25 protein-coding genes are annotated in these 22,667 nt (G+C 57.6%); 24 read left to right on the plus strand and 1 reads right to left on the minus strand.

Going from position 1 to position 22,667, the window contains the following annotated elements:
- Positions 1-102 precede the first annotated feature (102 nt).
- From VVR12_RS01745 to VVR12_RS01855, 23 genes are all read left to right on the plus strand, one after another.
- Positions 103-477, plus strand: a complete 375-nt coding sequence (locus VVR12_RS01745; protein ID WP_368549392.1) for a hypothetical protein — start codon at positions 103-105, stop codon at positions 475-477.
- Positions 474-668, plus strand: coding sequence for a hypothetical protein (locus VVR12_RS01750; RefSeq protein WP_368549393.1), 195 nt, complete (start codon positions 474-476; stop codon positions 666-668). The genes VVR12_RS01745 and VVR12_RS01750 overlap by 4 nt, the downstream gene beginning before the upstream one ends.
- Positions 668-1,252: a hypothetical protein gene (locus VVR12_RS01755; protein WP_368549394.1), complete on the plus strand. Its 585-nt coding sequence runs from the start codon at positions 668-670 to the stop codon at positions 1,250-1,252. Before VVR12_RS01750 ends, VVR12_RS01755 begins: the two co-directional genes overlap by 1 nt.
- A gap of 713 nt (positions 1,253-1,965) precedes the next feature.
- Positions 1,966-2,238 (plus strand): HNH endonuclease signature motif containing protein, encoded by a 273-nt coding sequence (locus VVR12_RS01760; protein WP_368549395.1) that lies wholly within the window; start codon positions 1,966-1,968, stop codon positions 2,236-2,238.
- Between the two features lie 307 nt (positions 2,239-2,545).
- Entirely contained in the window at positions 2,546-2,845 is a 300-nt protein-coding gene (locus VVR12_RS01765; protein WP_368549396.1) for a hypothetical protein, read from the plus strand.
- A gap of 31 nt (positions 2,846-2,876) precedes the next feature.
- Positions 2,877-4,313 carry a hypothetical protein gene (locus VVR12_RS01770; protein WP_368549397.1) on the plus strand — a complete coding sequence of 479 codons (1,437 nt, stop codon included), beginning with the start codon at positions 2,877-2,879 and terminating at the stop codon, positions 4,311-4,313.
- 8 nt (positions 4,314-4,321) lie between these two features.
- Positions 4,322-5,611: a phage portal protein gene (locus VVR12_RS01775; RefSeq protein WP_368549398.1), complete on the plus strand. Its 1,290-nt coding sequence runs from the start codon at positions 4,322-4,324 to the stop codon at positions 5,609-5,611.
- 9 nt (positions 5,612-5,620) lie between these two features.
- On the plus strand, positions 5,621-6,586 hold the full coding sequence (locus VVR12_RS01780; protein WP_368549399.1) for a hypothetical protein: 966 nt from the start codon (positions 5,621-5,623) through the stop codon (positions 6,584-6,586).
- 11 nt (positions 6,587-6,597) lie between these two features.
- Positions 6,598-7,521 (plus strand): phage major capsid protein, encoded by a 924-nt coding sequence (locus tag VVR12_RS01785; protein WP_368549400.1) that lies wholly within the window; start codon positions 6,598-6,600, stop codon positions 7,519-7,521.
- Between the two features lie 10 nt (positions 7,522-7,531).
- Positions 7,532-7,696 (plus strand): hypothetical protein, encoded by a 165-nt coding sequence (locus tag VVR12_RS01790; RefSeq protein WP_368549401.1) that lies wholly within the window; start codon positions 7,532-7,534, stop codon positions 7,694-7,696.
- Positions 7,647-8,060: a hypothetical protein gene (locus tag VVR12_RS01795; RefSeq protein WP_368549402.1), complete on the plus strand. Its 414-nt coding sequence runs from the start codon at positions 7,647-7,649 to the stop codon at positions 8,058-8,060. Before VVR12_RS01790 ends, VVR12_RS01795 begins: the two co-directional genes overlap by 50 nt.
- Positions 8,045-8,377 (plus strand): hypothetical protein, encoded by a 333-nt coding sequence (locus VVR12_RS01800; protein ID WP_368549403.1) that lies wholly within the window; start codon positions 8,045-8,047, stop codon positions 8,375-8,377. Before VVR12_RS01795 ends, VVR12_RS01800 begins: the two co-directional genes overlap by 16 nt.
- Positions 8,374-8,643, plus strand: coding sequence for a hypothetical protein (locus tag VVR12_RS01805; protein ID WP_368549404.1), 270 nt, complete (start codon positions 8,374-8,376; stop codon positions 8,641-8,643). Before VVR12_RS01800 ends, VVR12_RS01805 begins: the two co-directional genes overlap by 4 nt.
- 473 nt (positions 8,644-9,116) lie before the next feature.
- Positions 9,117-9,701 carry a hypothetical protein gene (locus tag VVR12_RS01810; protein ID WP_368549405.1) on the plus strand — a complete coding sequence of 195 codons (585 nt, stop codon included), beginning with the start codon at positions 9,117-9,119 and terminating at the stop codon, positions 9,699-9,701.
- A 111-nt stretch (positions 9,702-9,812) separates the two neighbouring features.
- Entirely contained in the window at positions 9,813-10,106 is a 294-nt protein-coding gene (locus VVR12_RS01815; RefSeq protein ID WP_368549406.1) for a hypothetical protein, read from the plus strand.
- Positions 10,070-10,501 (plus strand): hypothetical protein, encoded by a 432-nt coding sequence (locus tag VVR12_RS01820; RefSeq protein ID WP_368549407.1) that lies wholly within the window; start codon positions 10,070-10,072, stop codon positions 10,499-10,501. The genes VVR12_RS01815 and VVR12_RS01820 overlap by 37 nt, the downstream gene beginning before the upstream one ends.
- Before the next feature lie 59 nt (positions 10,502-10,560).
- Entirely contained in the window at positions 10,561-15,447 is a 4,887-nt protein-coding gene (locus tag VVR12_RS01825; RefSeq protein WP_368549408.1) for a phage tail tape measure protein, read from the plus strand.
- Complete coding sequence (locus VVR12_RS01830) at positions 15,447-16,322, plus strand: hypothetical protein (protein WP_368549409.1); 876 nt, start codon at positions 15,447-15,449, stop codon at positions 16,320-16,322. Before VVR12_RS01825 ends, VVR12_RS01830 begins: the two co-directional genes overlap by 1 nt.
- An 8-nt stretch (positions 16,323-16,330) precedes the next feature.
- On the plus strand, positions 16,331-17,206 hold the full coding sequence (locus VVR12_RS01835; RefSeq protein WP_368549410.1) for a hypothetical protein: 876 nt from the start codon (positions 16,331-16,333) through the stop codon (positions 17,204-17,206).
- A gap of 66 nt (positions 17,207-17,272) precedes the next feature.
- Positions 17,273-18,367 (plus strand): hypothetical protein, encoded by a 1,095-nt coding sequence (locus tag VVR12_RS01840; protein WP_368549411.1) that lies wholly within the window; start codon positions 17,273-17,275, stop codon positions 18,365-18,367.
- Complete coding sequence (locus VVR12_RS01845; protein ID WP_368549412.1) at positions 18,361-21,036, plus strand: hypothetical protein; 2,676 nt, start codon at positions 18,361-18,363, stop codon at positions 21,034-21,036. The genes VVR12_RS01840 and VVR12_RS01845 overlap by 7 nt, the downstream gene beginning before the upstream one ends.
- Before the next feature lie 13 nt (positions 21,037-21,049).
- Complete coding sequence (locus VVR12_RS01850) at positions 21,050-21,184, plus strand: hypothetical protein (protein ID WP_368549413.1); 135 nt, start codon at positions 21,050-21,052, stop codon at positions 21,182-21,184.
- Position 21,185: 1 nt separating this feature from the next.
- The gene (locus VVR12_RS01855; protein WP_368549414.1) at positions 21,186-21,650 is read left to right on the plus strand and encodes a carbohydrate-binding protein; all 465 of its coding nucleotides are present in this window, start codon (positions 21,186-21,188) and stop codon (positions 21,648-21,650) included.
- Between the two features lie 246 nt (positions 21,651-21,896).
- Here VVR12_RS01855 and VVR12_RS01860 read toward each other — a convergent pair whose 3' ends face one another.
- On the minus strand, positions 21,897-22,136 hold the full coding sequence (locus tag VVR12_RS01860) for a hypothetical protein (protein ID WP_368549415.1): 240 nt from the start codon (positions 22,134-22,136) through the stop codon (positions 21,897-21,899).
- On the opposite strand from VVR12_RS01860, the gene VVR12_RS01865 reads away from it, so the two are divergent.
- Positions 22,135-22,473, plus strand: a complete 339-nt coding sequence (locus VVR12_RS01865; protein WP_368549416.1) for a hypothetical protein — start codon at positions 22,135-22,137, stop codon at positions 22,471-22,473. The two genes, VVR12_RS01860 and VVR12_RS01865, sit on opposite strands and share 2 nt — an antisense overlap.
- Positions 22,474-22,667: the final 194 nt, after the last annotated feature.

A 22,667-nucleotide genomic window follows, 5' to 3' on the forward strand; every position in this document is an offset into this window, starting at 1 on the left:
ATTGCTACCCGCTCTTGGTCTCGCGACAGGTGTTCTAGTTCTCCTGAATGTCCTGCTGGGTCTTACCAAGGCCATCGAATGGCTGTTGTGGGGGCGTCGGGAATGACTCGCTTCCAGTTCTTCGTACCCCTCCTTAAAGACATGCCCATTCAAGCCAACCGCATGCCCCGGAACATCGGGCACAAGATAGCGAAGATCAACGCGATCCAGCTTGCCACCATCAGCGCATGGCGGCGAACAGGGGAACCTACAATCCCGACACCTGTCCGGTGCATCGCGTCCATCCAACGACCAGACAACAAACGCTACGACCCCAACAATTGGGCTCCAACCACCAAAGCGATGATTGACGCCCTCGTGAAAACCGGCGCACTCATCGAAGACAACCTCCATGTACTCCAAGGCCCCGACCACCGACACCACGGTGACGGGGCCTTGGGCGTATGGCTCACCTTCAAAGACTGGGAGACACTATGAAACAAGCATTACTAATCATCCTGGCGCTCGCGGCTATCGCGGGCGCCTTCTTCATTGGAACTCTCGTATTCGCGTGGTTCTATGACATCAGTCGACAAGAAGCGTCCTTGGGTGGCTTTCTTGCCGCCCTCGGAGTATTCATCGCAGAGATCCTGATCTTCGGTAGCTACCTCCAACAGAAGGGAAAATGATGACCGGGCACGCACCACTTCCCCCAAGCGTCCACGAACTCATCATTGGCAAAAAGACCAACATCGCCGCCCCAGGCCAACCAATCCGCCTCGCCCAACAAGAACCCCTCATCTGGGAACTCGAGTCAGCCGTCAAAGGAGAATCAACAGGCACCGGTGAAGCAACCAACGGCGGACCCAAAGTACCCCTCAGCATGAGCGCCCTCGCTCTCTGGGAACGCATCACCAAAACCGTCAACGAACAATGGCCCGGCCGTAATCAGCGAGCGCTTCAAAGGTTGAGTGTTGGGCAGAAGATTCATGCGTGGGCTCAGGGTGATCCGGATTATGTGGAGGAGGTGTGTGCGGTTTGGTGTGGGCAGATCAAGGGTTTGCGTTATCGCGTGCATGCTTTGGATGCTGCTTGCCCTGAGTGTGGCGTGGATACAGTGTATGAGGTCGATGAGGGTGATCCTGATGGTCGGGTGTATAAGCCGGCTTTGGTGTGGACGGTGGAGCGGGCGTTTTGTCGGGCTTGTTTGGCTAGTTGGGTTGGGTTTGATGAGATGAAGGAGTTGGCTGGTGTTATCAACCGGCATGTGTGATAGTATGCTGGCACGTTCGGTTTAGTGTGTCTACTTACTGGATGTACCCTATAGCTCACCTGCACGGTGGGCCTCATTGTGTGTAGATGATGATTTTGTTGAGGAGGGGCGCTGCAGCTTAGGCTGTGGCGCCCCTGCTGCGTTTAAGGGGTGCGTGCCGTGGATGAGCTTGAAGCGAGCATGATCGCTCTGCACGTCATCGAGAATCACGAGGATGAGAGCGTGCGAGCGCTGGGAGCTGATCGGGCTCTGCGTGTGGTGCGGCGTCATCTGACTCAGCAAGGTAATAGCCGGTCGGGTGGTCGTGGTCGGCGTGTGTATAGTGACCCGACTGCGAATGAGGCCATTAGCAATCTGATGAGGAGTGGCGATGGTCGAGCGCGACGATATAGGGCGTGAGATTGAGCAGGACGGGTTCGTGACTGACCCTGATGACCTGACTCGACCTCGTCCCTCTGTAGGTTCCCTCGATGGTGGTGTGAGGGTATAAACGGCCACCAGGTGAACCCGGTGCGTATGGACAACGACGAGCGCCGGGTTCACCTTCAACTCATGAGTCATCGTTGAGCGATGAACCGGGCAGGAAGAGAGAAGCTATGGCTGACATCCTTGGATTTATACAGGGCGTCCCCTTGTACTACAACATGACTGACGAAGGCAGAGTCAAGGTATGGGCAGGCGAGGAAGACCAAGAACACTAAGGCGGTGACCTGATGGGTAGTGAGCGCATTAGGAATGGCCGTGGTCATCGATCCTTCAGACGTCAACGAGAGATACTCAAGAGGCGTGGACTGCCGTGTGCTTGGTGCGGTAAGCCCATTGACTACAGTGCCCCGCCGAATGACCCGTTGGCTTTCACCGCTGACCACGTCATACCGATCGCTGGCGGTGGATCCCTGCATAAGGGGGAGCTGCAGCCGATGCACCGGATGTGCAATGCGAAAAAGGGATCCTCTATGCCTGTACGTATCCGTCAGGCTTCTTGAATTTTTTGAGAGGGTGGGGGGGCTACCCCTCACCCTCTGTCAAGCCAGGTCCCGGGCCGCCCCTGGCAAATTTTCGTTCGCGGACCCCGGGTGTGCTTTTAGGCGAATTGAGGTGGGTTAAATGGCGCGACCGCGTGCTAAATGCGGCACTGAAGCCGCCTACCGCCGGCACCTCCGAGAGAAAGAGCCGGTAGATGATGCTTGCCGTAAGGCTCACGCCGATACTGCCCGGGAGCGTAAGCGGCGACGCATCACTGAGAAGCTGCCGGAGACTGAGTACCGGGTAAAAGCTAGGGAGTCACCCCCGGTGAAACCCAAAGCATCCCCACCTAAACCTCCGAAGCCCGAACCGCAGCCGCAGGAGTACACCAAGGACGAACACATCAGGATCATCCGCTCCACCCTGGACCAGCTCACTCAGGCGCTGTCCGATGTTCTGATTGCCACCCCTGACAAGGTCGGCCCGATCTCCCGAGAGATACGAGCGATGACCGCCGAACTTGAACGTCTCACCACCGAGGAAGAGACAGAGGTAAAGGAGGAGTCAGCACTTGACCACTTCTTCACCAACAACGTTGTTGGGTTCCCAGGAACCCAGGCTGGTTAAACGCCCCCACTCCATAGGTACCCACGGCGATATGGTCATCCAATTCGGTGAAGCCGTCGGAGTGAACCTCTTCCCATGGCAGCAGGGACTTATCCGCGACCTCTTCGCGTACAACGAGCAGGGTAAGTGGGCGGCCGCTGAGGCAGGTTTCCTCGTGGCCCGGCAGAACGGCAAAGGAGAGGTGTTGGTCCTCTACGACCTCGCGCACCTCTTCCTCTTCCCGCGGCCGGATAACAAACGAAAAACCATCCTCCACAGCGCCCACGAATTCAAGACAGCTGTGGACGGGTTCGACCGTCTCCGAGGTGTGATCGAAGCGAACCCGGAACTTATGGACCGGGTAGAACACATCTACACCGGCGCCGGTCAGCAGCAGATCATCCTCAAACGCCGACGTGGTCAGAACGCCCTCGGCGACCGCATCAAGTTCGTGGCCCGCTCCAAGTCCTCAGGCCGCGGCTTCTCAGCCGACACCCTGATCTACGACGAGGCGCAGGAACTCGCAGTCACTGCACGAGACGCATTGTCCTACACCGCCACCACCGTCCCCAACGGACAGGAACTTTTCGTCGGCACCGTCCCCGACGAAGCAGAGAACGCCTTCGAAGTCTTCGAGGGCGTCCGAGATCGTGGGCGCTCGCTGGAAGGTAACGAGAACACGTTGTGGGCTGAGTGGTCGCCGGCTGGGTCTGAGGATCCAGATGTAGCCGATAAGCTCGACCCAGCGGAGCGTGAGGGGTGGGCGAAGGCTAACCCGACCATGGGTTATCTGCCTGGTTTCGATGAGTCCAAGGTGCTCAAGCAATTCGAGCAGGACACCTCCGCTGCTAAGGAGTCTTTCAAGCGTGAGCGTCTGTCGGTGTGGCCGAATCGGCGCCCAGAGGAAGAAGTTCGGGTCAATGACTTGGACATGGACGCCTGGGAACGCGGCCTGGACGTTAAAGCCGCCCACGGCAAGCCCCTAGTGCTCTCCGTGAGAGTCGCCGACAACGGTGGTTACGCAACGATCTCCGCCGCGTCCCTCCTGGCTGACGGGCGAATCTACGTGGAGCACAAGTACAGTGCCGCGCAGACCCTCTGGGCACCAAAGAAACTCAAAGCACTCAAAGAGGAGATGGGTGCTGACTCCGTCGTGCTGGATGAAAAAAAGTGCGCCGGAATCCTCCAAGACCTCAAGCGGGAACGCATCAAGTACGTCTCCATCCGCCCCGGTGAACTGGCCGGGGCGCACTCACTCTTTGCCGAATCCGTCGCCGCCGGGACTGTCGTCCACCGCGGCCAGCCAGAACTTACTGACTCCCTCCTTCTTGCCCAACCCCGGGCAATCGGCCAATACGGCTACACCTGGGAGCAATCCGACCCGACCGAACCCGTCACCCCCGCACAAACCGTCACTGAAGCGCTATGGGGAGTGAAGAATTTCGAAGCTACCGCGAAACCAAAGACACCTTCGCGGGGCATCGCCTAGGAGGCAGAATGAGCGTTCTCGACATCATCCAAGACGAGGTACTCAAACCCGCAAAGCAGGAGTGGGCCCGCCTCCGACGCGACCGCCTCCGACTCGACGGGAAACTCTCAAAGTCTTGGATGCCGAAGAACGCCGACTTCGAATACCGAGACCTCATGCGCAAAGCCCAGTCCCCCTGGCTGATGTTCGCCGCGGACTGCTTCTCGGACGCCCTCATCATCGACGGGTATACCGATCAGACCATCTGGGACGAAGCCTGGGAGCGATCCGGCATGTCCGGCCGTCAACACGCCATCAACCGTGAGGCCGTCGCCTACGGGTACTCCTACCTCCTGGCCTTCCCCGACAGCGACGGGGGAGTGATGCTCCGCCACCTCCCCGCCCGGGACACCTACGCCGTCAAAGCCGACCCCTGGGACGAAGAACCGGAATACGTCCTGCACCGCGTACGTGATGACCTCTGGCGATTCTTCGACTCCGAGAACATGTACGAAATCAAGGGCGATCTACAACGCGGCACCGTCACCCAAACCAACCACGGCCTCGGCATCAACCCGGTCACCATAATCCAAGCCCAGTACCCCACCAATGGCGAAATGCCAGAATCGGTCGTAGCCCACGGCGAACCCGCCTACAAACGCGTCGTGGACGCCACCTTCACTCTGCAAATGATCCAACGCTACGGCGCCTTCCCCCAGAAATGGCAAGCCGGAGGCGTCATGGGGGTCGACGAAAACGGCGCCGCCCTCGTCCGCCCCTCCGTAGACTCCCTCATCCACAACGAAGACGAACTCGTAAAATTCGGATCCTTCCCCGCAGCCGACATCGACAAAGCAACCACCGCCGTCGACGAGCACCTCCAACAACTCGCCGCCATACTCCACATCCCACCCCACTACCTCCTCGGCAAAGTCGTCAACCTATCAGCTGAAGCGCTCGCCGCGACTGAGACCGGGTTTATCCGCAAGCTGGGGACTATCCAGGAACCTCTCTCTGAGGGGTACGAGTCGGCTCTGCGTAAGGCGGCCTTCTTCCTAGATGACCTCAATGGCGCGATGGATTACACCACTGAGGTGCACTGGCAGGACGTCACCGTCCGTACCTTGGCCGCGTCGGTTGACGCCATTCAGAAGTTGGACGCGGTCGGTGCGCCGAAGGATATGACCCTGCAGCTGGTTCCGGGATGGTCACGTCAGGACGTCGTCAATGCGGCTTCCACCGCGGCCCCGGATCCAGTGCTACTCCAAGATTCTGTATCCCAACCGGTGCAAGAACCTACGCCCAGTCCCGAAGTGTAGGAGGAGACCATGGCGATTTATCTCGTCACCGGCCCACCCGGAGCTGGCAAAACCACCTACGCCCAAGAGCATATGCGACCGGGTGACCAGCTCATCGACTTCGATCTCATTAAGAACGAGTCAGATTCCGAGCGTGTCGCCCGGGCTCGCCGCCTTGACCTTGAAGACCAAGCCAAGGACTACAACGGCGGGGACGTGTGGATAACCCGGTCACTGCCGGCGGCTGCCGACCGCGAAGAGTTCTCAGACCGGATCGGCGTCACCAAGTCCTACGTCCTCGAGACCCCCAAAGAGACTTCCCGTCAGCGTGCAATATCCCGCGACGGGGACACCTCCCACGCCCAATACATTGATCAGTGGTGGGAGAAGTACAGCCCCTCATCACGAGATGAGGTCATCAAACCACCTGACAGAGGTAACACCATGAGCGATCATCAGAATCCCGATACGAGCCACGAGAACAGCGCAGCTGACACAGCTACCGATTCTCCCGCCAAGAAGCCACTCTCTGAGATGTCCCCGGCTGAAGCCGCAGACTACTGGAAAAGCTACTCCCGCAAGCACGAGTCCGAGAACCGACGACTCGTCGAACAGGTAGATCAGCTCACCAACGCCGCGAAGCACTTCGAGGACCAGCTCAAACAGCGTGAACACGAGCTCAACGCCCAGTGGGGCAAGAAGCTCGCCGCGCAGTCCGTTGAGCTGCTGGCTTCCAAGCTGGGATTCGCGGATCCCTCCGACGCTACCCGATTCCTCGACCTCACCGACGTCATGTCGGACGGTGATGTGAATACGAAGGCGCTAGAGGAGAAGCTCACTGATCTGGCTAAAGATCGCCCCTATCTGATCCAGAAGATCGAAGACGACGCGCGACTGCGCGCTCGTCGTATCCACCGCGCGGAATCTGAGGGGGACAAAACCCCACAGAAGACTCGCGCCGCTGACGCTCTACGTAGCTACGCCCGAAACAAGTAAGGAAATCATAAATGGCAGGTATCACCCGCTCCGACATCGAATCTCTCATCGAAGAGGAATACAACCATTCCCTCCTCAACCAGGCCACCGCGACATCTACTGCGCTGACCGCTTTCAACACCGTCAACATGGGCGCCAAGGTACAGAACATGCCCGCGCTGGCTACCCGCCCCACCGCTAAGTGGGTGGGCGAGGCCGCCGGTGAGCGCACCAAGCCTACCTCCAAGTTCTCCTTCGAGAACAAAGTCCTCACCGCAGCTGAGGTAGCTGTCATCATCACTCTGAACGAGGAAGACATCGAGGACGCTACCGAGGACTTACTGACCACCGCCTCCAACCTCGGTGGTGAAGCAATCGGCCGCGCCCTCGACGAGGCAGTTCTATTCGGTGTGAACAAGCCCGCCGCATGGACCAGCAACGACCTGTTCGCCGCTGCCACCGCGGCGGGTGCGATCCACCAGGTAGCAACCGGTGAGAACGACCTCGTTGGTTCCATCTTCCAGGCAGCCGAAGACGTTGACGTTGCCGGGGGTAACCCCACCGCTTTCATCTCCCGTCAGGGTTTCAAGTTCCGTCTGGCTAACCTGCGTGGCACTGACAACGCGCCGATCTACATGCCCTCCCTGTCTCAGGCACCCGGCTCTGTGGACAATGTGGCAGGACTTGATGCCTATTGGAACCGCAACGGAGCTTTCGACCGTAAGAAGGCCGAAGGTCTCGTCGTGGACCCCTCCGCCGTGCTGATCGGTGTCCGCTCGGACATCAGCGTGAAGTTCCTAGACCAGGCCACTGTTGGCGGCGTCAACCTGGCCGAGAACGACCAGGTCGCTCTCCGCTTCCGAGCACGTTTCGGTTACACCTTGGCCGACATCGTAGGAACTGACGGTGTCCGTTTGGCGCCTGTCTCTGCTGTTACCCCCGCCGCCGCTTTGTAAGGAGTAGACCATGAGCGTGAAACTGATCCACCCCACCTCTAAGGCTGAGATTGTAACCCCGGACGATCAGGCCGGATATTTCACAGATCTCGGCTGGGAGAAGGCCGAGGAGAAGGAGCCCAAGCGTGCATCTGGATCTGCAAAAAATGAAGGATCTTCTTCCACCTCTAAGTAAGCAAGAAGAAGCGACCTGCGATCTCTGGGTCAAAGGTGTCGAGGAATTCCTAGCTGCGACTTACCCGATAGAAAAGCTAGACCGCCTCGAATCATTTGTCACGGGGTACGTCATCGACGCGCTGAAGCGGCGTCTGAGCAACCCTAACCCAAGCGTGATTCGAGAAGGTGCCGGCCCTTTTTCCGTCGGGTATTCGGAGCATTTCGCACGAGGTGGATTTTTCCTGCCAGAGGAGAAAGCCGACCTTGACCGTGTGCTCGGACGTTCAGGGACCCGCTCATACCGAACCCCGGCACCAGAGGAGATCATCCAGCTGAACCGCATGCCCCGAGTGGAAGAAGAGGAGCTATGGCATATCCAGTAGTCCAATGGAAGCGATTCCAGGAGTCTACTGAGACAGACGAGTGGGGAGAGGAAGTTTCTGGATTTGCTGATCCGGTCGAAATCCAGGCGGCGTTCGCCCCGGAGTCCACGGCTGAATCCAGCCAGTCAGGTCTTGCCCAGCGTGTCATCTCTCAGGCCAAGCTCTATCTCAAGACCCCCATTGATTACACCGCACGAGATGAATTCCTCATCGACGGGAAGACATATCGTGCGGTGGGGGAGTCACCCGGTTGGTACGGGCTCTACTCACGACGTGCATTCGGCCAGGAGATTCTACTCGAGGCGGTGACTGGATGAGCCCGCAAAAGATCAAGCTCAAAGTCAACAACGAGGCTTTCCGAAAGATCCGTAATCTTCCTGAAGTGCGAAAGCACCTCAAGCACAAAGCCCAACAGATCGCTGACATAGCGTCTCGCGGTGGCGAGGTGGAGGGGTACGTGGTGACAGACCTCGTTCTGGAAGATCCACGTGGTGCCTCATCGGTGTATGCCTACGGGCACGCCTATAACAGCAACCGTAAGCACAACTCGCTGATCAAGGCGCTGAATCGGGTGAAGGAATGACAGAGATCGTTCTCCCACCGAATCATGTAGCCGAGGTAATTCGACTCCTATCTCAGTACTTCCCGAAAGGCACAGTGCGGGCCGAAGAACCAGATAGCTCCACGTATGACACGAAGAGTCTGCTCATCCTGGTCAAAGACGGCGGATCGTCAAAGCCTGCAGCACATACCTACTGGTCGTGCATGACCACGATTGAGGTGCGGCATGGATCCAGGTCTGAGGCGAAAAAGGTAGCTGACACAGTGGATGCCTTACTCAGAGCGGAACTAAAGGACGACATGTCCTATGTGGGATCACTCAACGCTCCTACCTATGACCCGGACCTTGAGCTGAACGTCCCCGCCTATTCATTCACCCAAGAGCATTACATACGAGGCACAAAGACCTCAGTAGAAGCTCTCACGGCAACTAACTAAACAAGAACTTTCTGACCCTGCTGACGCGGGGTCTTTTTTCTTTAAGGAGAAAAAGCAATGGCAGTAGCAACCACTGGCACTGACGCGGTACTTTCCGCGAAGCCGGCCTCCGGCACCGGCGTCGTCTTCTCAGCACCGAAGGGGACCACCCTTCCTCCTGACGCGCTCGAGACCCTGAACGTCGCGTTCCTCTCCAACGGATACGTGGGCGAGGACGGCATCAAGCGCAAGGTCGACAAGAAGATCGAGAAGATCAAGGCTTACGGCGACTACACCGTGGCCTCGCTCGTGAACGGCAACGAGGTCTCCTACGAATTCGAATTCCTCGAATCCGGCAACGGCACCACCCTCAAGACAATCTTCGGTGAAGAGAACGTCTCTATCACTCCTCCTGAAGAAGGTGTACACGGCGGCAAGGTAAAGATCACGCACAACGCATCTCTGCCCCCGACCTCCCCGTTCGTGATGGACATGAAGTCCGGAAAGACCCGCCTCCGCGAGGTAGTCCCCGTCGGCCAGATTTCAGTATCGGGTGACGTCCAGTTCGTGCACAACGACGTCATTCGCTACTCGGTGACCATCGAAGCGCTCTCCGATGACAAGGGCAATAACGCCTACTCCTACCAGGACGTCATGGTCTAAGCCTTCCTACACATTTCCCCGCCTGGTGCTTCGGTTAGCTCCCACCAGGCGGGGTTCTCACTATCAAGGAGCTAGCCACACCTGAAATCCCAGAAGAACAGGAGCTAACCCATGGCCAACAACAAGAAGAAGCAGATCGTCCGCAAGACCACTAAGCGGTACAAGATGGTCACTTTCGAAACCCCGATCTTCGAAGGTGAATTCACCTTCCCCTCACCCAAGCAGATGCCCCTGAAGGTTTTGCGCGGACTCACCCGTGCAGACGTAGATGCCATCGTCGAATGGCTGAAGGCCGCCGGTGTTGCTGAACATGAGATCGAGGCGTTCACCGACCTTGACGGTGAAGAGCTGGAAATCTTCATGAAGGCTTGGCAGGACGGTCACATCACCACCCCAAAATCCTAGGGGTCTACGAGCTCCATGAGGAGTACCCCTACGCGGTCGAGGCCCGCCTGATCCAATGCGGTTTGCGCTGGGATGAGGCGGGCACAAAGCGCACCACCTGGGGCGACATTCTGGCCGTCATCGAGACCGAGCCAGAAGACGGACCAATCCACCGGGCACGCCGCCCTGACTCCTGGCACTGGCACACGCTCCACTACAACCAGCTACAGACGATCGCTGAGGAGCTAGCCACACTCATCACGTTCACCGGTAATCAAAGTGGCGCTAAAGCCAGGGACCTACCGCACCGTGCAGAGCGGCCTTGGGATGAACCGACCGATGAGGAGACCACGTTAAAGGGTGACGTGCTGTCTTTGGACGAACTAGCTGAATTCGCCAAACTCTCACAAACCTAGCCCCGATGAGGCCCCCGCAATTATGCGGGGGCCTCCTACTTTTAAGGAGTGGTGCTCACATGGCATCCCGTAGCGGCGTAGAACTCGGCACCGCCTACCTCACTCTGGCAGCCGAAACATCCAGCCTCCTCAGCGACCTCGGTAAATCCCTCGCCAAAGGCGAACAACTCGCCGCCAAATCCGGCAAGCGCATGGGTCAGAACATCCGAGAAGGCATCGACGCGTCGAAGCCGCTGGACACCGAGAAACTCACCCAAAAAGTCGAAGCAGACCAGAAGCGACTCGCCGCCTCCGTAGAGGTGTACTCCCGCAAACAGGAAGACGCCACCCGCAAAGTCGAGATCGCTCACCAGCGCCTAAAAGAGGTACGCGAGAAATCCACCTCCACCACCTCCCAAGTCATGCGCGCCGAAGAGCAATTCCGGCAAGCAATCAACCGCTCCAAGGACGTCGCATCACAAGCCCGCGCCCAACAAGAGCTCTACGCCCGCGCCGTCTCAGACTCCAAAGAAGAACTCTTCCAAGCGGAACAACACAACCGCCGACTCGCCAAATCCATCGAAGAAGCCGAAAACAAATACAAAGGCTTCGGCGGCGCCGTTCGCAAAGCAATGGACGAAGCCCGCAACGCCATGAAAGGCTCCTTCGGCGGCGCCTTCACCAAAGCAGAAACAGAAGGACGAAACGCCGCAAAAGGCGTAGCCACCGAATTCGAAAAATCCGCCGACAAATCCTCCAAAGGCTTCGGAGACAAATTCTCTTTCGCCTTCAAAGGACTCATCGGAGTAGCCGCCGGCGCCGGAGCAAGCATCGGCGCATCCCTCACCAAAGGAATCACCGACAACCTCGCCCAAGGCGACATCAAAGCCAAAATGGGCGCCTCCCTCGGCATCGCAGGAGACTCCGCCGCCAACGCCGGCAAAGTCACCGGCGAACTCTTCAAACAAGGATTCGGACAATCCTACGACGACGTCGCCCACAGCGTCTCAGCCGTCATCTCATCAATCCCCGGAATAGCCAACGAAAAAGAACTCCAAGGCATCACCAAAAACATCCTGAGCATGTCCGACGCCATGGGCATCGACGCCGTCGAATCAGCCGGCGCCCTCACCACCATGCTCTCCTCAGGCCTCGCCAAAAACGGAACCGAAGCCAGCCAAATGCTCATGACTGGCCTCCAACACATCCCCGAACAATTCCGAGGCGAAGCCATCGACGCACTCGTCGAATACTCCGACGAATTCGTCGCACTCGGCTACACCGGCGACGAAGCCATGACCATGCTCGTCCGCGGCGCCCAAAAAGGCCAATACGGAATCGACAAAACCGGCGACTCCATCAAAGAATTCCAAATCCGCGCCACAGACGGATCAAAAACCACCGCCGACGCATTCAGCACCATAGGCCTCAACGCCACCGACATGTCCAACAAAATCCTCGCCGGCGGAGACTCAGCAAAAGACGCACGCAACCAAATCGTCAACGCACTGCTCGGCGTCAAAGACCCCTCACAACAAGCACAAGCAGCGCTCGCGTTGTTTGGTACTCCGCTTGAGGATATGAACGTCACTCAGATACCTCAGTTCTTGCGGAGTATGCAGAACGCTGAGGGCGGCTTGGGTGATTTTCAGGGCACTGCCCAGAAGATGACTGACCAGCTGCAGGGGTCGGATGCGAACAAGTTGGAGTCCTTCAAACGGACGATTTCGCAGGGTTGGGCTGACGCGGTTGGTGGCTTGGTCTCGGCGATGGTCACCGTCGCTGAAGCGGTGGCCCCGGTCCGTCAATTCTTGATTGATACATCGGATAAGTGGGGGCCCTTCGCCGCTGGTCTTGGCATCGTGTCGGCCGCCGCCGGTCTGTGGGCTGCCAAAGCGACTATTGCGGCCGCCGCGACATGGCTCCTCAAGGGTGCCATCGCAGTGCTGACTTCACCGATTACATGGACCATCGTCGCTATTGGTCTTCTAGTCGGCGCGGTGATCTACGCATACAAGAACTTTGAGTGGTTCCGCAACGGCGTGAATGCTGTGTGGGACTGGATCAAGGGCGTGATCGCAGGATTCGTGGACTGGTGGACTCAAGTCGCCTGGCCAGGTATGCAGAGCGGCCTGGAATGGCTAGGGGATAAATTCGTCTGGCTGTACCAGAACATCATCCAGCCAGTGTGGACGTGGATTAGCGACGTCATATCCGGCTTCGTCAACTGGCTGACGACAGTTGCGATCCCATGGGTATCCAATGCTCTACAGACTCTGGGCGGCTGGTTCTCTTGGCTGAATGACACCATCATTCAGCCGGTCTGGCTGTCGATTCGTATCATGGCCGCCGCCACCGTGGCGATTCTGATGACGATCTTCCAGGGACTTTCTTGGCTGGTGACTAACGTCCTCGCGCCGCCTTTCCGCTGGCTTTGGGAGAACGTTATCAACCCGGTCTTCACATGGATTTCCCAGAAGATCGGAGCGTTCGGTACTTGGTTCTCCACTGTGGCGTTGCCGATGATCACCGGGGCCATTGATTGGCTGAAGAACGCCTTTCACTGGTTGTGGGACAAAGTCTCAGCGGTCTTCACGTGGATATGGAATAAGGGCTACGCATTCGGCCAATGGTTGGCTCTGACCCTGACGCCGTATATTAGTGCTTCGATCGATATTGTGAAGGCTGTCTTCCACTGGCTGTGGGACAAGGTCTCAGCTGTTTTTAGTTGGATTTCAGGCAAGATCAATGCGTTCGCTGTCTGGTTCAACACGTATATTGCTCCGTTCATCGGGCGAGTAATCGACAATGTAAAGGCCGAGTTCCAGTGGCTTTGGGACAAGGTTTCGGCTGTCTTCACGTGGGTTTCGAACAAGATAAACACCTTCGTGGTGTGGTTCAACACCTATATCGCACCGTTCATCGCGCGAGTAATCAACAACGTCAAGGCCGAGTTCCAGTGGCTCTGGGACAAGGTTTCGGCTGTCTGGTCGTGGATTAGCGACAAGATTTCAAGAACCTGGAACTGGGTTCGCGATGTCGTACTCGCACCGGCGATCAATTGGCTGAAGTCCGTGCTTGGCCCAGCCTGGGACTGGGTGTCTGGAAAGATCGGGAAAGTCTGGGACTGGATCGGTGACAAAATCTCACGAACCTGGAACTGGATACGTGATGTTGTCCTGAACCCCATGCGCGATTTCCTTCAGAAAGATGTCGTCAACGCTTTCGCGAAAGCTAAGGACGGCATCGGCGATGTGTGGGCGAAGATCCAGGAGAAGGTTAAAGAGCCTGTACGAGTTGTAGTGGAAACTGTCATTAACGGTGGTTTCATTAAGAATTACAACAGGATCGCGGAGAAATTCAATGTCTCCCCGCTCCCGGATGTGAAGCTACCGCCTGGCTTCGCTACCGGTGGCATCATCCCCGGATACGCTCGTGGCGGCATTCTGCCTGGTTACCAGTCGAAGAAGAAGGATGAGCTCCTCACCCCGATGCGTAAGGGTGAGGGCGTTCTTGTTCCCGAGGCTGTGCGGGCACTGGGTGCTGACTTCATCCACGGTGTGAATGGAGCTGCAAACAGCGGTGGTATCCAACGAGCACGTTCATGGGCTGAATCCCAAGGGTTGATAAGACGCCCTCGGGAAAAGGGTATTGCTGCCGGTCCTGGCACCTCCATCTACGGGGGCGCCATGCACTCATTCAGTAACCCACTCCAACACCAGATCGCACGTATGGGCCAGCTATCCATCGGCAACGGTGGAGTATCTGGAAAATGGAAGTTGGATTCAGCGGCGGCCGCCTGGAACGGGATGTCAGGTGTCAAGCTCACGAAGAACCGCCAACCTGGCGTACCGCACCTAACAGCTCTTCCTGCAAGCAACGTCTGGTGGGCTGGTTACTACAACGGCGGTAACGACATTCAACTGAATGAGAGTCAAGGATTCGCCTCGGCCAAGTCAAACCGACTAGTAACCATCCACGAGATCGGGCACGCGCTAGGCCTAGGCCACACTATGGGACTGGGCATTAAATCCATCATGGATTATGGCTCGATGTATACCCTGAACGGACCGTCCAATGCTGACGCTAAGGCGCTACAGGCAATTTATCCTGGCGGGTCTGGCCAGGGTTACACCGGTAACGGTGACGACGTCCTGAGTATCGCAGAAGCTGTAAAGGCAGCGTTCAAGGCTATCGTCAATGTTCCTGTTGATGCCGCCCTTGGTGGGTTCCGATTGGCGTTCCCAAACAATCATTTTGTGCAGATCGGGACCGCTGCCGTGCAGAAGACTATTGATGATGCGATCAACTTCATCACCAGTTTTGGAGATGGTGGCGAGGAATCCAGCGGTGACGTTTCGGGTTCAGCTAAGGAATGGATGACGAAGGCTCTGAAGATGAAGGGTCTTCTCTCTGATTCCAACCTGGAGTCTGGTGTGCGCCGATTGATGCAGGAATCTGGTGGTAACGCCAGGGCTATCAACAACTGGGACGTGAACGCCCTTGTTGGTAATCAATCTCGAGGCGTGATGCAGGTTGTCCCTACGACCTTTCAAGCGTTCAAGGAACCTGGCCATGGGGACATCTGGAACCCGGTGGACAACATCCTGGCTTCTATCAATTACACGCTGAAAACCTACGGTTCACTGCGTGCTGGTTGGGACCGAGCCGGCGGTTACGCGCTCGGCGGCATCGTGGGGGACAAGCCCGCTCTCCGATTCGACGGTGGAGGCTGGCTCCCACAAGGCCGCCACATCATCGAGCACAACCCCCGCAAGCCTGATGCTGTGTTGTCGAATAACGATTGGCAGACCATGCGAAAGATTGCGGAAAACGCCAATCAACGACAGTCGCAAGGCACGAAGATCAACATCACCGTCCCAGAGCGAGAGGGCATCGACCCGGCCACGATGGGCCGTCGTATGGGTGAGGCTCTCTCATTCCGATTAATGGAGGCAGGTATCTGATGAAAGTAATCCGTATCGCCACATTAAGCGGTGCGGGTCTGAACTTCACGCTCTCGAATATCGAAGATGACACCGCCGCTTACCAGGGCTACCTCACCGACCTCAAAGGTTGGTACGGGGGAGTAGGCGTCAGTGGTGACAACCCACAGCGGACACTAGGACACGGGTCATTCCCCCGTCCTAGTGTCCGCACCGGGCGTGAAATCACCCTTGAGGGCACGATGGTCTTCAAGGATGAACAGACCCGATCTATTGCTGACCGGTTTTTGTCTGGTCAGCTGTGGGATGGTGAATTCGGTGACCTGACTGTTCAGACTGGCCCAGAGACACTCACTGCGACAGTGAAGCTAGCCGGGGAAATCGGTCACTCATACATGGGTATTAGTGCCTTGAAAGTGCAGATACCTCTCGTAGCTCCAGACCCCTTCCTGTACGCACCGGCCCGCCTGTACCAGACCTATACAGCTGGCTCAGGTGTGGGGCTGAAGTACCCGGCTTTCACCACTAAGCAAGACACTTCCGGCACACCCGTCCTGGACTGGGGCGAAGCAAACCCTCTCTCTGGTGCTTTCCACAACGCGGGCAACGCCACCGCTTACCCGGTCATCACGGTGCATGGCTCTTTCCCTGCTGGATTCAGGCTCACCTCGAACTGCAAGACCGTCGAGTATCCCTCAGCGGTGTTCCCCTCGGCTCCTGTGGTGGTGGATATGCGAGCTGGTGAGGTGCTCGTGGACGGTATTGACCAGACCTACAGGCTCACATCGCGCCAGTGGTTCGACGTACCAGCCGGTCAATCCATTCAGCCGAAACTTGAGCCGCTTGCTCCCTCACAGGGTTGGGCTGACGTACAAATCTCAGACACTTATATATAGGAGTAAAAATGGCAACAGGCTTCGGCATTGCCCCTGACCAGCAAGGCAACGGCACCACACCGGAAGACATTCAGGCGATCACCTCAGGTGAGTACATTTGGGGCGGTATCCTGACCGGCTGTGAGGTGAAGACCACCTCAGAGATGAAGTACCAGATCGTCACCGGTGCAGCGGTTATCCGCTTGGACGACTTCCACAAGGTCAAGGTACCGGTCTATGGACAGACAATCCCTACAACCCCGGCACCAGTAACCGGCTCTCGTACTGACATCGTCTACGTCAAGCAGAACACCCCTGCTGTGGATGGCAACAATCAGGTTGTCCTTGGTGTGGGTCAGTCGCTCCCTGCGAACGCCCTTGAGCTTGCACGATTCACCGTCCCTGCTGGTGCTACCTCGACACGTCAAGCGACCGCAATTGGAAACCCCATTTACACCAGGCCGGTGGGTGCACAGTTCGGTGTACTGCACTCGGCTGTAGACACTGACGGGTCAGAGCACGCCCCTGGTCAGGTACTGACTCGTGGAGCTGGTGATTTCAACCTCTGGACTGACTCAGATGTGGAGCTAAAGCTCTCCTCGTGTGTCTCAGCTACCGACGTGGGGAGCGTGACCGCTGACGAGTACGGCTCGGTTATCTACAAGATCTACGTAGACGACATGCTTCAGTACTCGTGGGAGCGTCGATATGACCGTGTTTGGGAGAGCAAGGAATTCTCTCGTCTGGTCACCTTGAACGCTGGTCGCCATACGGTGAAGTACACGGTTGAGACGCGCTGGTATCCCTCTGGTAGCTCAGGCAAGTGGAAGGTGCGCTACGGCACGCCTAACAAATTCTCAGGCGACGATTTCCGCGTCGTGCATCGTGGCGTAGCAACCCTCTAATAACCGCATATTTCAAGACCCCGTGAGACTCATGTCTTGCGGGGTCTCCCCTTTAAAGGAGGGCACATGAGCACCTTTGCTCTCTACTTCATACGTACCACCACGGGAGAGGTGGGGTCTCGTGTTGACCCGCTGTCGCTGTCTTGGAGTATAGCCCTGAATAAGTCTGACTCGATTTCCGCGACTATCCCCAAGGAGAAGCTACGCAAGACAGACAAGCTCTGGTGGCACCCGTGGTCAGGTGGACTGCTTGTCACCTTTACCGATCACCAAGGCTTTGAGCGTCCCCTCGCAGCGGGACCTATTACCGATTGGGGCACCGAAGACGGGCACTCGCTCCAGGTCTCAGCCTCAGGTATCCGCACGATCTTTGAGAAGCGCACCGTCTGGGAGAACCTCTCTTATACAGGCCTGTCACTCGGATCTATCGCTTGGAGGCTCGTCCAGCACGGTATGGACAAGCCCGGTGGTGGTCTCCCTATCGTGCATGGCGCACCTGATGAGTCAGGGATCCACCAGCGCACTTATGAGCGGTGGAATCTTGCCAACAACGCTGTGGAGAAAAGGCTGACTGAACTGAGCGAGGTCATCAATGGCCCTGACATCATGTTCAGACCCCGCTGGAAAGACGACTCACATCGACAGATCGTCTGGGACTTTGTCCACGGTACCAATCTTGACCCTTATATAGCTCAGTCATGGACACCAGACTTCGATACCACCACAGCTTTATCAGACATCGCTGGGGTGGATATTACCTCGACCGGCAAACATCTCGTCAACCGCGTCTGGTATACAGGCGCCGGGGAAGGTGAGGGAGTGGCCCGCGACTACGCCGAGAATCTCAAAGCTGTTGAGGAAGGCTCGCCCTTCCTGGAAAAAGTCGAATCTGACGCTGACCAGGCGGACGCTTCAGTCCTGAAGTCCAAGGCTCAGGGAGACCTCACCGCCTCTACCGAGATGCTCGACCAGGTGACGCTGAAGGTCTCCACCACATCCACCAAGAACCCCCTCGGCTCTTTCTATGTGGGTGACCTTGCACGGGTGACTCTGGACGGCTGGCTTTCCGTACCGGACGGCACCCGCGATATGCGGATCATCAAGATGGCTGGATCAACAAGTCATGAAATCACTTTGGATTTCCAGGAGGACTCATGGTGAAAAAGACCGACTTAAGGCCACGAGAAGGGGACTATCTTGACCGTCTTATCGCGCGGATTGACAATCCAAAGACTGTCGCTCATGGCAACAAGGTAGCTACCTCGACCGAGTCCACCACCTACTACACCCCCACGGGCGCTGCATACCGTTGGGATGGTCAGGCTATCCAGGATTTCGATACTCGCATTGCAACTGGCAAGCAGGAAGTTGATGCCGCGAAGGCTCGCCTGGATAAAGCCGAAGCTGACCTGACTGCCGCATCCGGGCGCATCGAGACCACAAACTCTGACCTGTCCGCTCTGGATACCCGGGTAACACAAGCCCAAGCCGATCTATCGGCGGCCCAACAAGACCTGAACCAAGTACAGGCCGATGTGTCAGCCGTAGAATCCGCTGTGACAGCTGCTGACCAGAAAGCTACCACCGCACAATCCTCAGCGGACGCGGCAAGTAAGGCCGCGCAGGACGCCTCATCTGCGGCGGCCACCGCCGACCAGAAAGCAACGACCGCCCAGTCTACGGCGGATTCGGCGAAGTCAGCTGCAGCTACCGCCGATCAGAAGGCCTTAGACGCTGCGGGACTGGCCGGGTCAAAGGGCAAGGTCATCTACCAGGTCTCCGCTCCGACCGGGGCTAACGCGGCGGCCGCTAACTTGTGGATCCGGTCGTCTGATAATGCGCCTTTCACCTATGATGCGGCGGCGGCTAAGTGGGTGCCGGTCACAGATCAGACCGCTAAGGATGCGGCTTCGGCCGCGGCGGCGGCTCAGACTGCAGCTACTAGTGCTCAGTCTGCGGCGGATAAGGCCCAGGCTGACGCTACGAAGGCGATCAATGATGCGGCCGCGGCGGCTTCAACCGCGCAACAGGCGAATGTAGCGGCGGGTAACGCGCAGAAATCAGCTGACGGTAAGAACGTCGTACAGTATGGCACGGTCACACCGCCGCCTAACCCCGGTGTCAAAGCGGGGGACGCTTATTACTATGTTGGCTCGGACAACCGGATTATTGAAACATGGCAATGGTCCGGATCGGGGTGGTTGAGACGCAAAATTGAATCAGCGCAGCTGGTGAATCTCGACGCCGGTTATATCACCTCGGGTTACCTCGACGTGGCAAAGAGAATCCAGGCCGGGTCCATCTTCGCCGATAAGCTCACTATCGGTATCGGGGACAACATTGTCCCCAACGGCGGTGGACAGGCGCCTGATGGGTGGGCGGCCTTCAGTTTCGATAACACCGGGCCCACGAACAACAACGGGTACGCAGGTTCGTTCTACCTCACCGGATATCAAACCAAGACGACTACGCCTTTCCCTGCCGCCCCGGGTAACTACCGCTGTTCGGTGGACGTCAAGGGTGAAAATGACGGTGGCAAGTTCTACATCCAGGTTAACGGCTATGCGCTTGATGGGTCACGTATTAGTGGCCAGTACCCGGTGTTGAATCAGAATATCCCTAACGGTTCATGGCAGACGTACACCGGTGTGATTTCTCTACCGGCGGGCACGGTGAAGGCGAACATTGGTGTCTACTCGCAACACCCTAACGGGGTTCAAGACGTCACGAAGCGGGTCTGGTACACAGGTTTCCGGTTGCAGGAGATGAAAGACGGCGCCTTAATCGTCAACGGGACGATTACCGGTGACAAGATCGAGGCGAACACCGTTACCACCAAAGTTGTGAACACTATGGACGCCAGCATGAAGCGTCTTATTGTCACCGAAGACGCCCTGATGAACAATGCAACGTTCTTGGGCACCACGGTTGCGGATCAGATCAACGTGCGTACCTTGTTGCGGGGCCGGGACGCTATCATCTCGGGCACCCTCGACGTCGCCCAGCTAAACGTCACCGGGGAAATGTCCGCCGCGATCGTCAACGCCATGGACCTAACGGCGAAAAAGCTCGTCGTCACCGATGAGACGATCATGAACCGCGCCACTGTGGTCGAAGGGATCATTACCCCAGAGATCGTCGCCACCCGCGTGAACTCAGCCCTAGTGACCGGAAGCGTCATCCAAACCTCATCGGCCGCGTCCACCGGGGTGAAGATCGACTCGAACGGGTACAAAGCCTACGACTCGAACAACCGCCTCTCGGTCGATTTGAACGGGAAGACGAACCTCATCACCGGCATGCTGCAGACCTCCACCACCGAAGAAAACGTGGGACGGGTGGTCATTGGTTTGAACGGGGCCGGTTCAATCGACCTCTATAAAGGCAACGTCACCACCCACGGCGCGATCTGGTACTCCGAAGTCGGCACGGATTATTCACCGGGCGGTTCGCTAAAGATCCTCGGCGTGCCCGGGAGCGTGGTGGCTAATGACACCCCAGGGTTCTACATCAACCCCGGGCGTGGGTCAGTGGATATACGCGGTTCCCTGGAGCGTAATGGACAAGCGAAGAAGTTCACCCAATACGAGAATCCAGGCATCGCAGGCGGAGGGTACGTTGATTTCACCATTACCTGGCCGGAGGCATTCCCCATCGGGACTGTGCCCTTCATTGCGGTCTCACCGTCGAACGCCAATAAATGCGAAATGTCCTGGGTCGTGTTGACCCAGGATCGCTTCGGGGCGACTATCCGCCTGGTGAATAACGTCTCTACACGTGGTACCGGGTATGTCTGGGCGCGTGTTACCGGTGAAGCCTATAACCAATAAGTAAGGAACCCTCATGAATAAAGAACAACTCGAGGCGAAGGTCGCCTACCTCACCCAAGAAAACAATCAGCTCAGGGAAGCCCTGCTGGATGCCCGGATCCTGGCCGGTGACATCAAGCTGGCCGATACCACTGAGGAGGAGTCCTAAGATGGCTACTGCTATTGACCTGACCACCTACGCCACTGACGAGCTGGTGGAGCTATCCCGCTCCATTGAGGCTGAGTACCAACGCCGGCGCATCATTGAGACCGCTAAAGAGCAGCAGGAGAAGATCGCTGAGCAGTACGCTGAGGCGGTCAAGGCTGAACCGGCTAAGGAGTTTGCACCTGGGTTTGTTGTTGGCCCCGGTGAGAAGCTCATCCATGGCGGCAAGGAATACGTGAATGTCTCGGGTGCTTTCCTGTCGGTATCACCTGAAGACTACCCCCTGGGCTTCCAGCTGGCTGAGGCACCGAAGGCTGAGACCGTCCCCGCGTGGGACCCGAACGGGCATTCCTACCAGGTCGGTGACCAGCTCTCCTACCAGGGCACCGTATACAAGGTGATCCAAGCTCACACCTCCGCAGCGCACTGGACACCGGATACTGTAGCGTCCCTCTACGCAAAGGCTTAATCTATGGGCAAAGCAAAAGTAACGGGCAGGTTCCTGCTACCTGCCTCAGAAACAAATGCAGACACACCCGTCCCTCTACAGGGCCGGGTTTATTTCACCCCTCGCGCAGCTATCCGCGACGCTGATGGCGTGAAGTTGCCGGCTCGTGTAGCGTGCCCCCTGGATGCTGAAGGTTATCTGACCTTTGAGGGTGCTCGTGGTGTAGACCTGGACACTCCCGGTACTGGAGTCACACCCGCCTCGTGGTCATGGGCTGTGAGCGCGGTGCTCAAGTACAACGGAGCTCCGGTCGAGTTCGATTCTTTTGATATGGACTTGGTTGCGGGGCAACAGATCGACCTTAAAGATGTTGTACCGGTGGAGGCTCACCAGGTGGCTACCGCCCTCGTGGGTGCTATCGGCAAAGATGGCCGTGGTATCCAAGAGATCGCAGACGCTGACGGTGACGGCATCGCCACGGTTACCTTTACGGATGGCACTAGCCATGAGCTACGTCTTCCTTCTGGCCCCCAGGGTGTACCCGGTCCCCAAGGATCGCAAGGGGCGCCTGGCCCCCAAGGACCTATTGGTGCTCCTGGACCGCAAGGACTCCCCGGTGAGTCTGGCCCGCAGGGCCCAGTGGGGCCACCTGGTATCCAAGGTGTGCAGGGTGAACCTGGCCCGCCCGGTGCTACCGGACCGGTTGGCCCCCAAGGACCAACCGGAGCTACTGGCCCGCAGGGACCTAAAGGCGATCCAGGCCCCGCAGGCACCGCCACCGTCACCACTCAAGGAATGGTCTTCGGGACCGGTGCTCCAGAAGGTAGCATCACCGCACCCGTAGGAACTATATACACCGACACCGCCATGACCAGCGGCGCTAAACAATGGCTGAAAGAGTCAGGCACGACAGCCACCGGGTGGAAGATCCTGAAGGGTGATACAGGGTGGCGGAACGTCACATCCTTGGTAGACACCACAGTCCTCGATACACGCGGAGCAGGCAATGCTGTGCTCCTGCGCCGTGTAGATAGTCGC

Source organism: Rothia sp. LK2588, from assembly GCF_040946465.1.
GTDB lineage: Bacteria > Actinomycetota > Actinomycetes > Actinomycetales > Micrococcaceae > Rothia.

Bases quoted from the DNA above. Each gene is read 5' to 3' on its own strand.
- VVR12_RS01745 (WP_368549392.1), top strand. From the start codon at position 103: ATGACTCGCTTCCAGTTCTTCGTACCCCTCCTTAAAGACATGCCCATT.
- VVR12_RS01750 (WP_368549393.1), top strand. From the start codon at position 474: ATGAAACAAGCATTACTAATCATCCTGGCGCTCGCGGCTATCGCGGGC.
- VVR12_RS01755 (WP_368549394.1), top strand. From the start codon at position 668: ATGACCGGGCACGCACCACTTCCCCCAAGCGTCCACGAACTCATCATT.
- VVR12_RS01760 (WP_368549395.1), top strand. From the start codon at position 1,966: ATGGGTAGTGAGCGCATTAGGAATGGCCGTGGTCATCGATCCTTCAGA.
- VVR12_RS01770 (WP_368549397.1), top strand. From the start codon at position 2,877: ATGGTCATCCAATTCGGTGAAGCCGTCGGAGTGAACCTCTTCCCATGG.
- VVR12_RS01775 (WP_368549398.1), top strand. From the start codon at position 4,322: ATGAGCGTTCTCGACATCATCCAAGACGAGGTACTCAAACCCGCAAAG.
- VVR12_RS01780 (WP_368549399.1), top strand. From the start codon at position 5,621: ATGGCGATTTATCTCGTCACCGGCCCACCCGGAGCTGGCAAAACCACC.
- VVR12_RS01785 (WP_368549400.1), top strand. From the start codon at position 6,598: ATGGCAGGTATCACCCGCTCCGACATCGAATCTCTCATCGAAGAGGAA.
- VVR12_RS01790 (WP_368549401.1), top strand. From the start codon at position 7,532: ATGAGCGTGAAACTGATCCACCCCACCTCTAAGGCTGAGATTGTAACC.
- VVR12_RS01800 (WP_368549403.1), top strand. From the start codon at position 8,045: ATGGCATATCCAGTAGTCCAATGGAAGCGATTCCAGGAGTCTACTGAG.
- VVR12_RS01805 (WP_368549404.1), top strand. From the start codon at position 8,374: ATGAGCCCGCAAAAGATCAAGCTCAAAGTCAACAACGAGGCTTTCCGA.
- VVR12_RS01810 (WP_368549405.1), top strand. From the start codon at position 9,117: ATGGCAGTAGCAACCACTGGCACTGACGCGGTACTTTCCGCGAAGCCG.
- VVR12_RS01815 (WP_368549406.1), top strand. From the start codon at position 9,813: ATGGCCAACAACAAGAAGAAGCAGATCGTCCGCAAGACCACTAAGCGG.
- VVR12_RS01825 (WP_368549408.1), top strand. From the start codon at position 10,561: ATGGCATCCCGTAGCGGCGTAGAACTCGGCACCGCCTACCTCACTCTG.
- VVR12_RS01830 (WP_368549409.1), top strand. From the start codon at position 15,447: ATGAAAGTAATCCGTATCGCCACATTAAGCGGTGCGGGTCTGAACTTC.
- VVR12_RS01835 (WP_368549410.1), top strand. From the start codon at position 16,331: ATGGCAACAGGCTTCGGCATTGCCCCTGACCAGCAAGGCAACGGCACC.
- VVR12_RS01840 (WP_368549411.1), top strand. From the start codon at position 17,273: ATGAGCACCTTTGCTCTCTACTTCATACGTACCACCACGGGAGAGGTG.
- VVR12_RS01845 (WP_368549412.1), top strand. From the start codon at position 18,361: ATGGTGAAAAAGACCGACTTAAGGCCACGAGAAGGGGACTATCTTGAC.
- VVR12_RS01850 (WP_368549413.1), top strand. From the start codon at position 21,050: ATGAATAAAGAACAACTCGAGGCGAAGGTCGCCTACCTCACCCAAGAA.
- VVR12_RS01855 (WP_368549414.1), top strand. From the start codon at position 21,186: ATGGCTACTGCTATTGACCTGACCACCTACGCCACTGACGAGCTGGTG.
- VVR12_RS01865 (WP_368549416.1), top strand. From the start codon at position 22,135: ATGAGCTACGTCTTCCTTCTGGCCCCCAGGGTGTACCCGGTCCCCAAG.
- VVR12_RS01860 (WP_368549415.1), bottom strand. From the start codon at position 22,136: ATGGCTAGTGCCATCCGTAAAGGTAACCGTGGCGATGCCGTCACCGTC.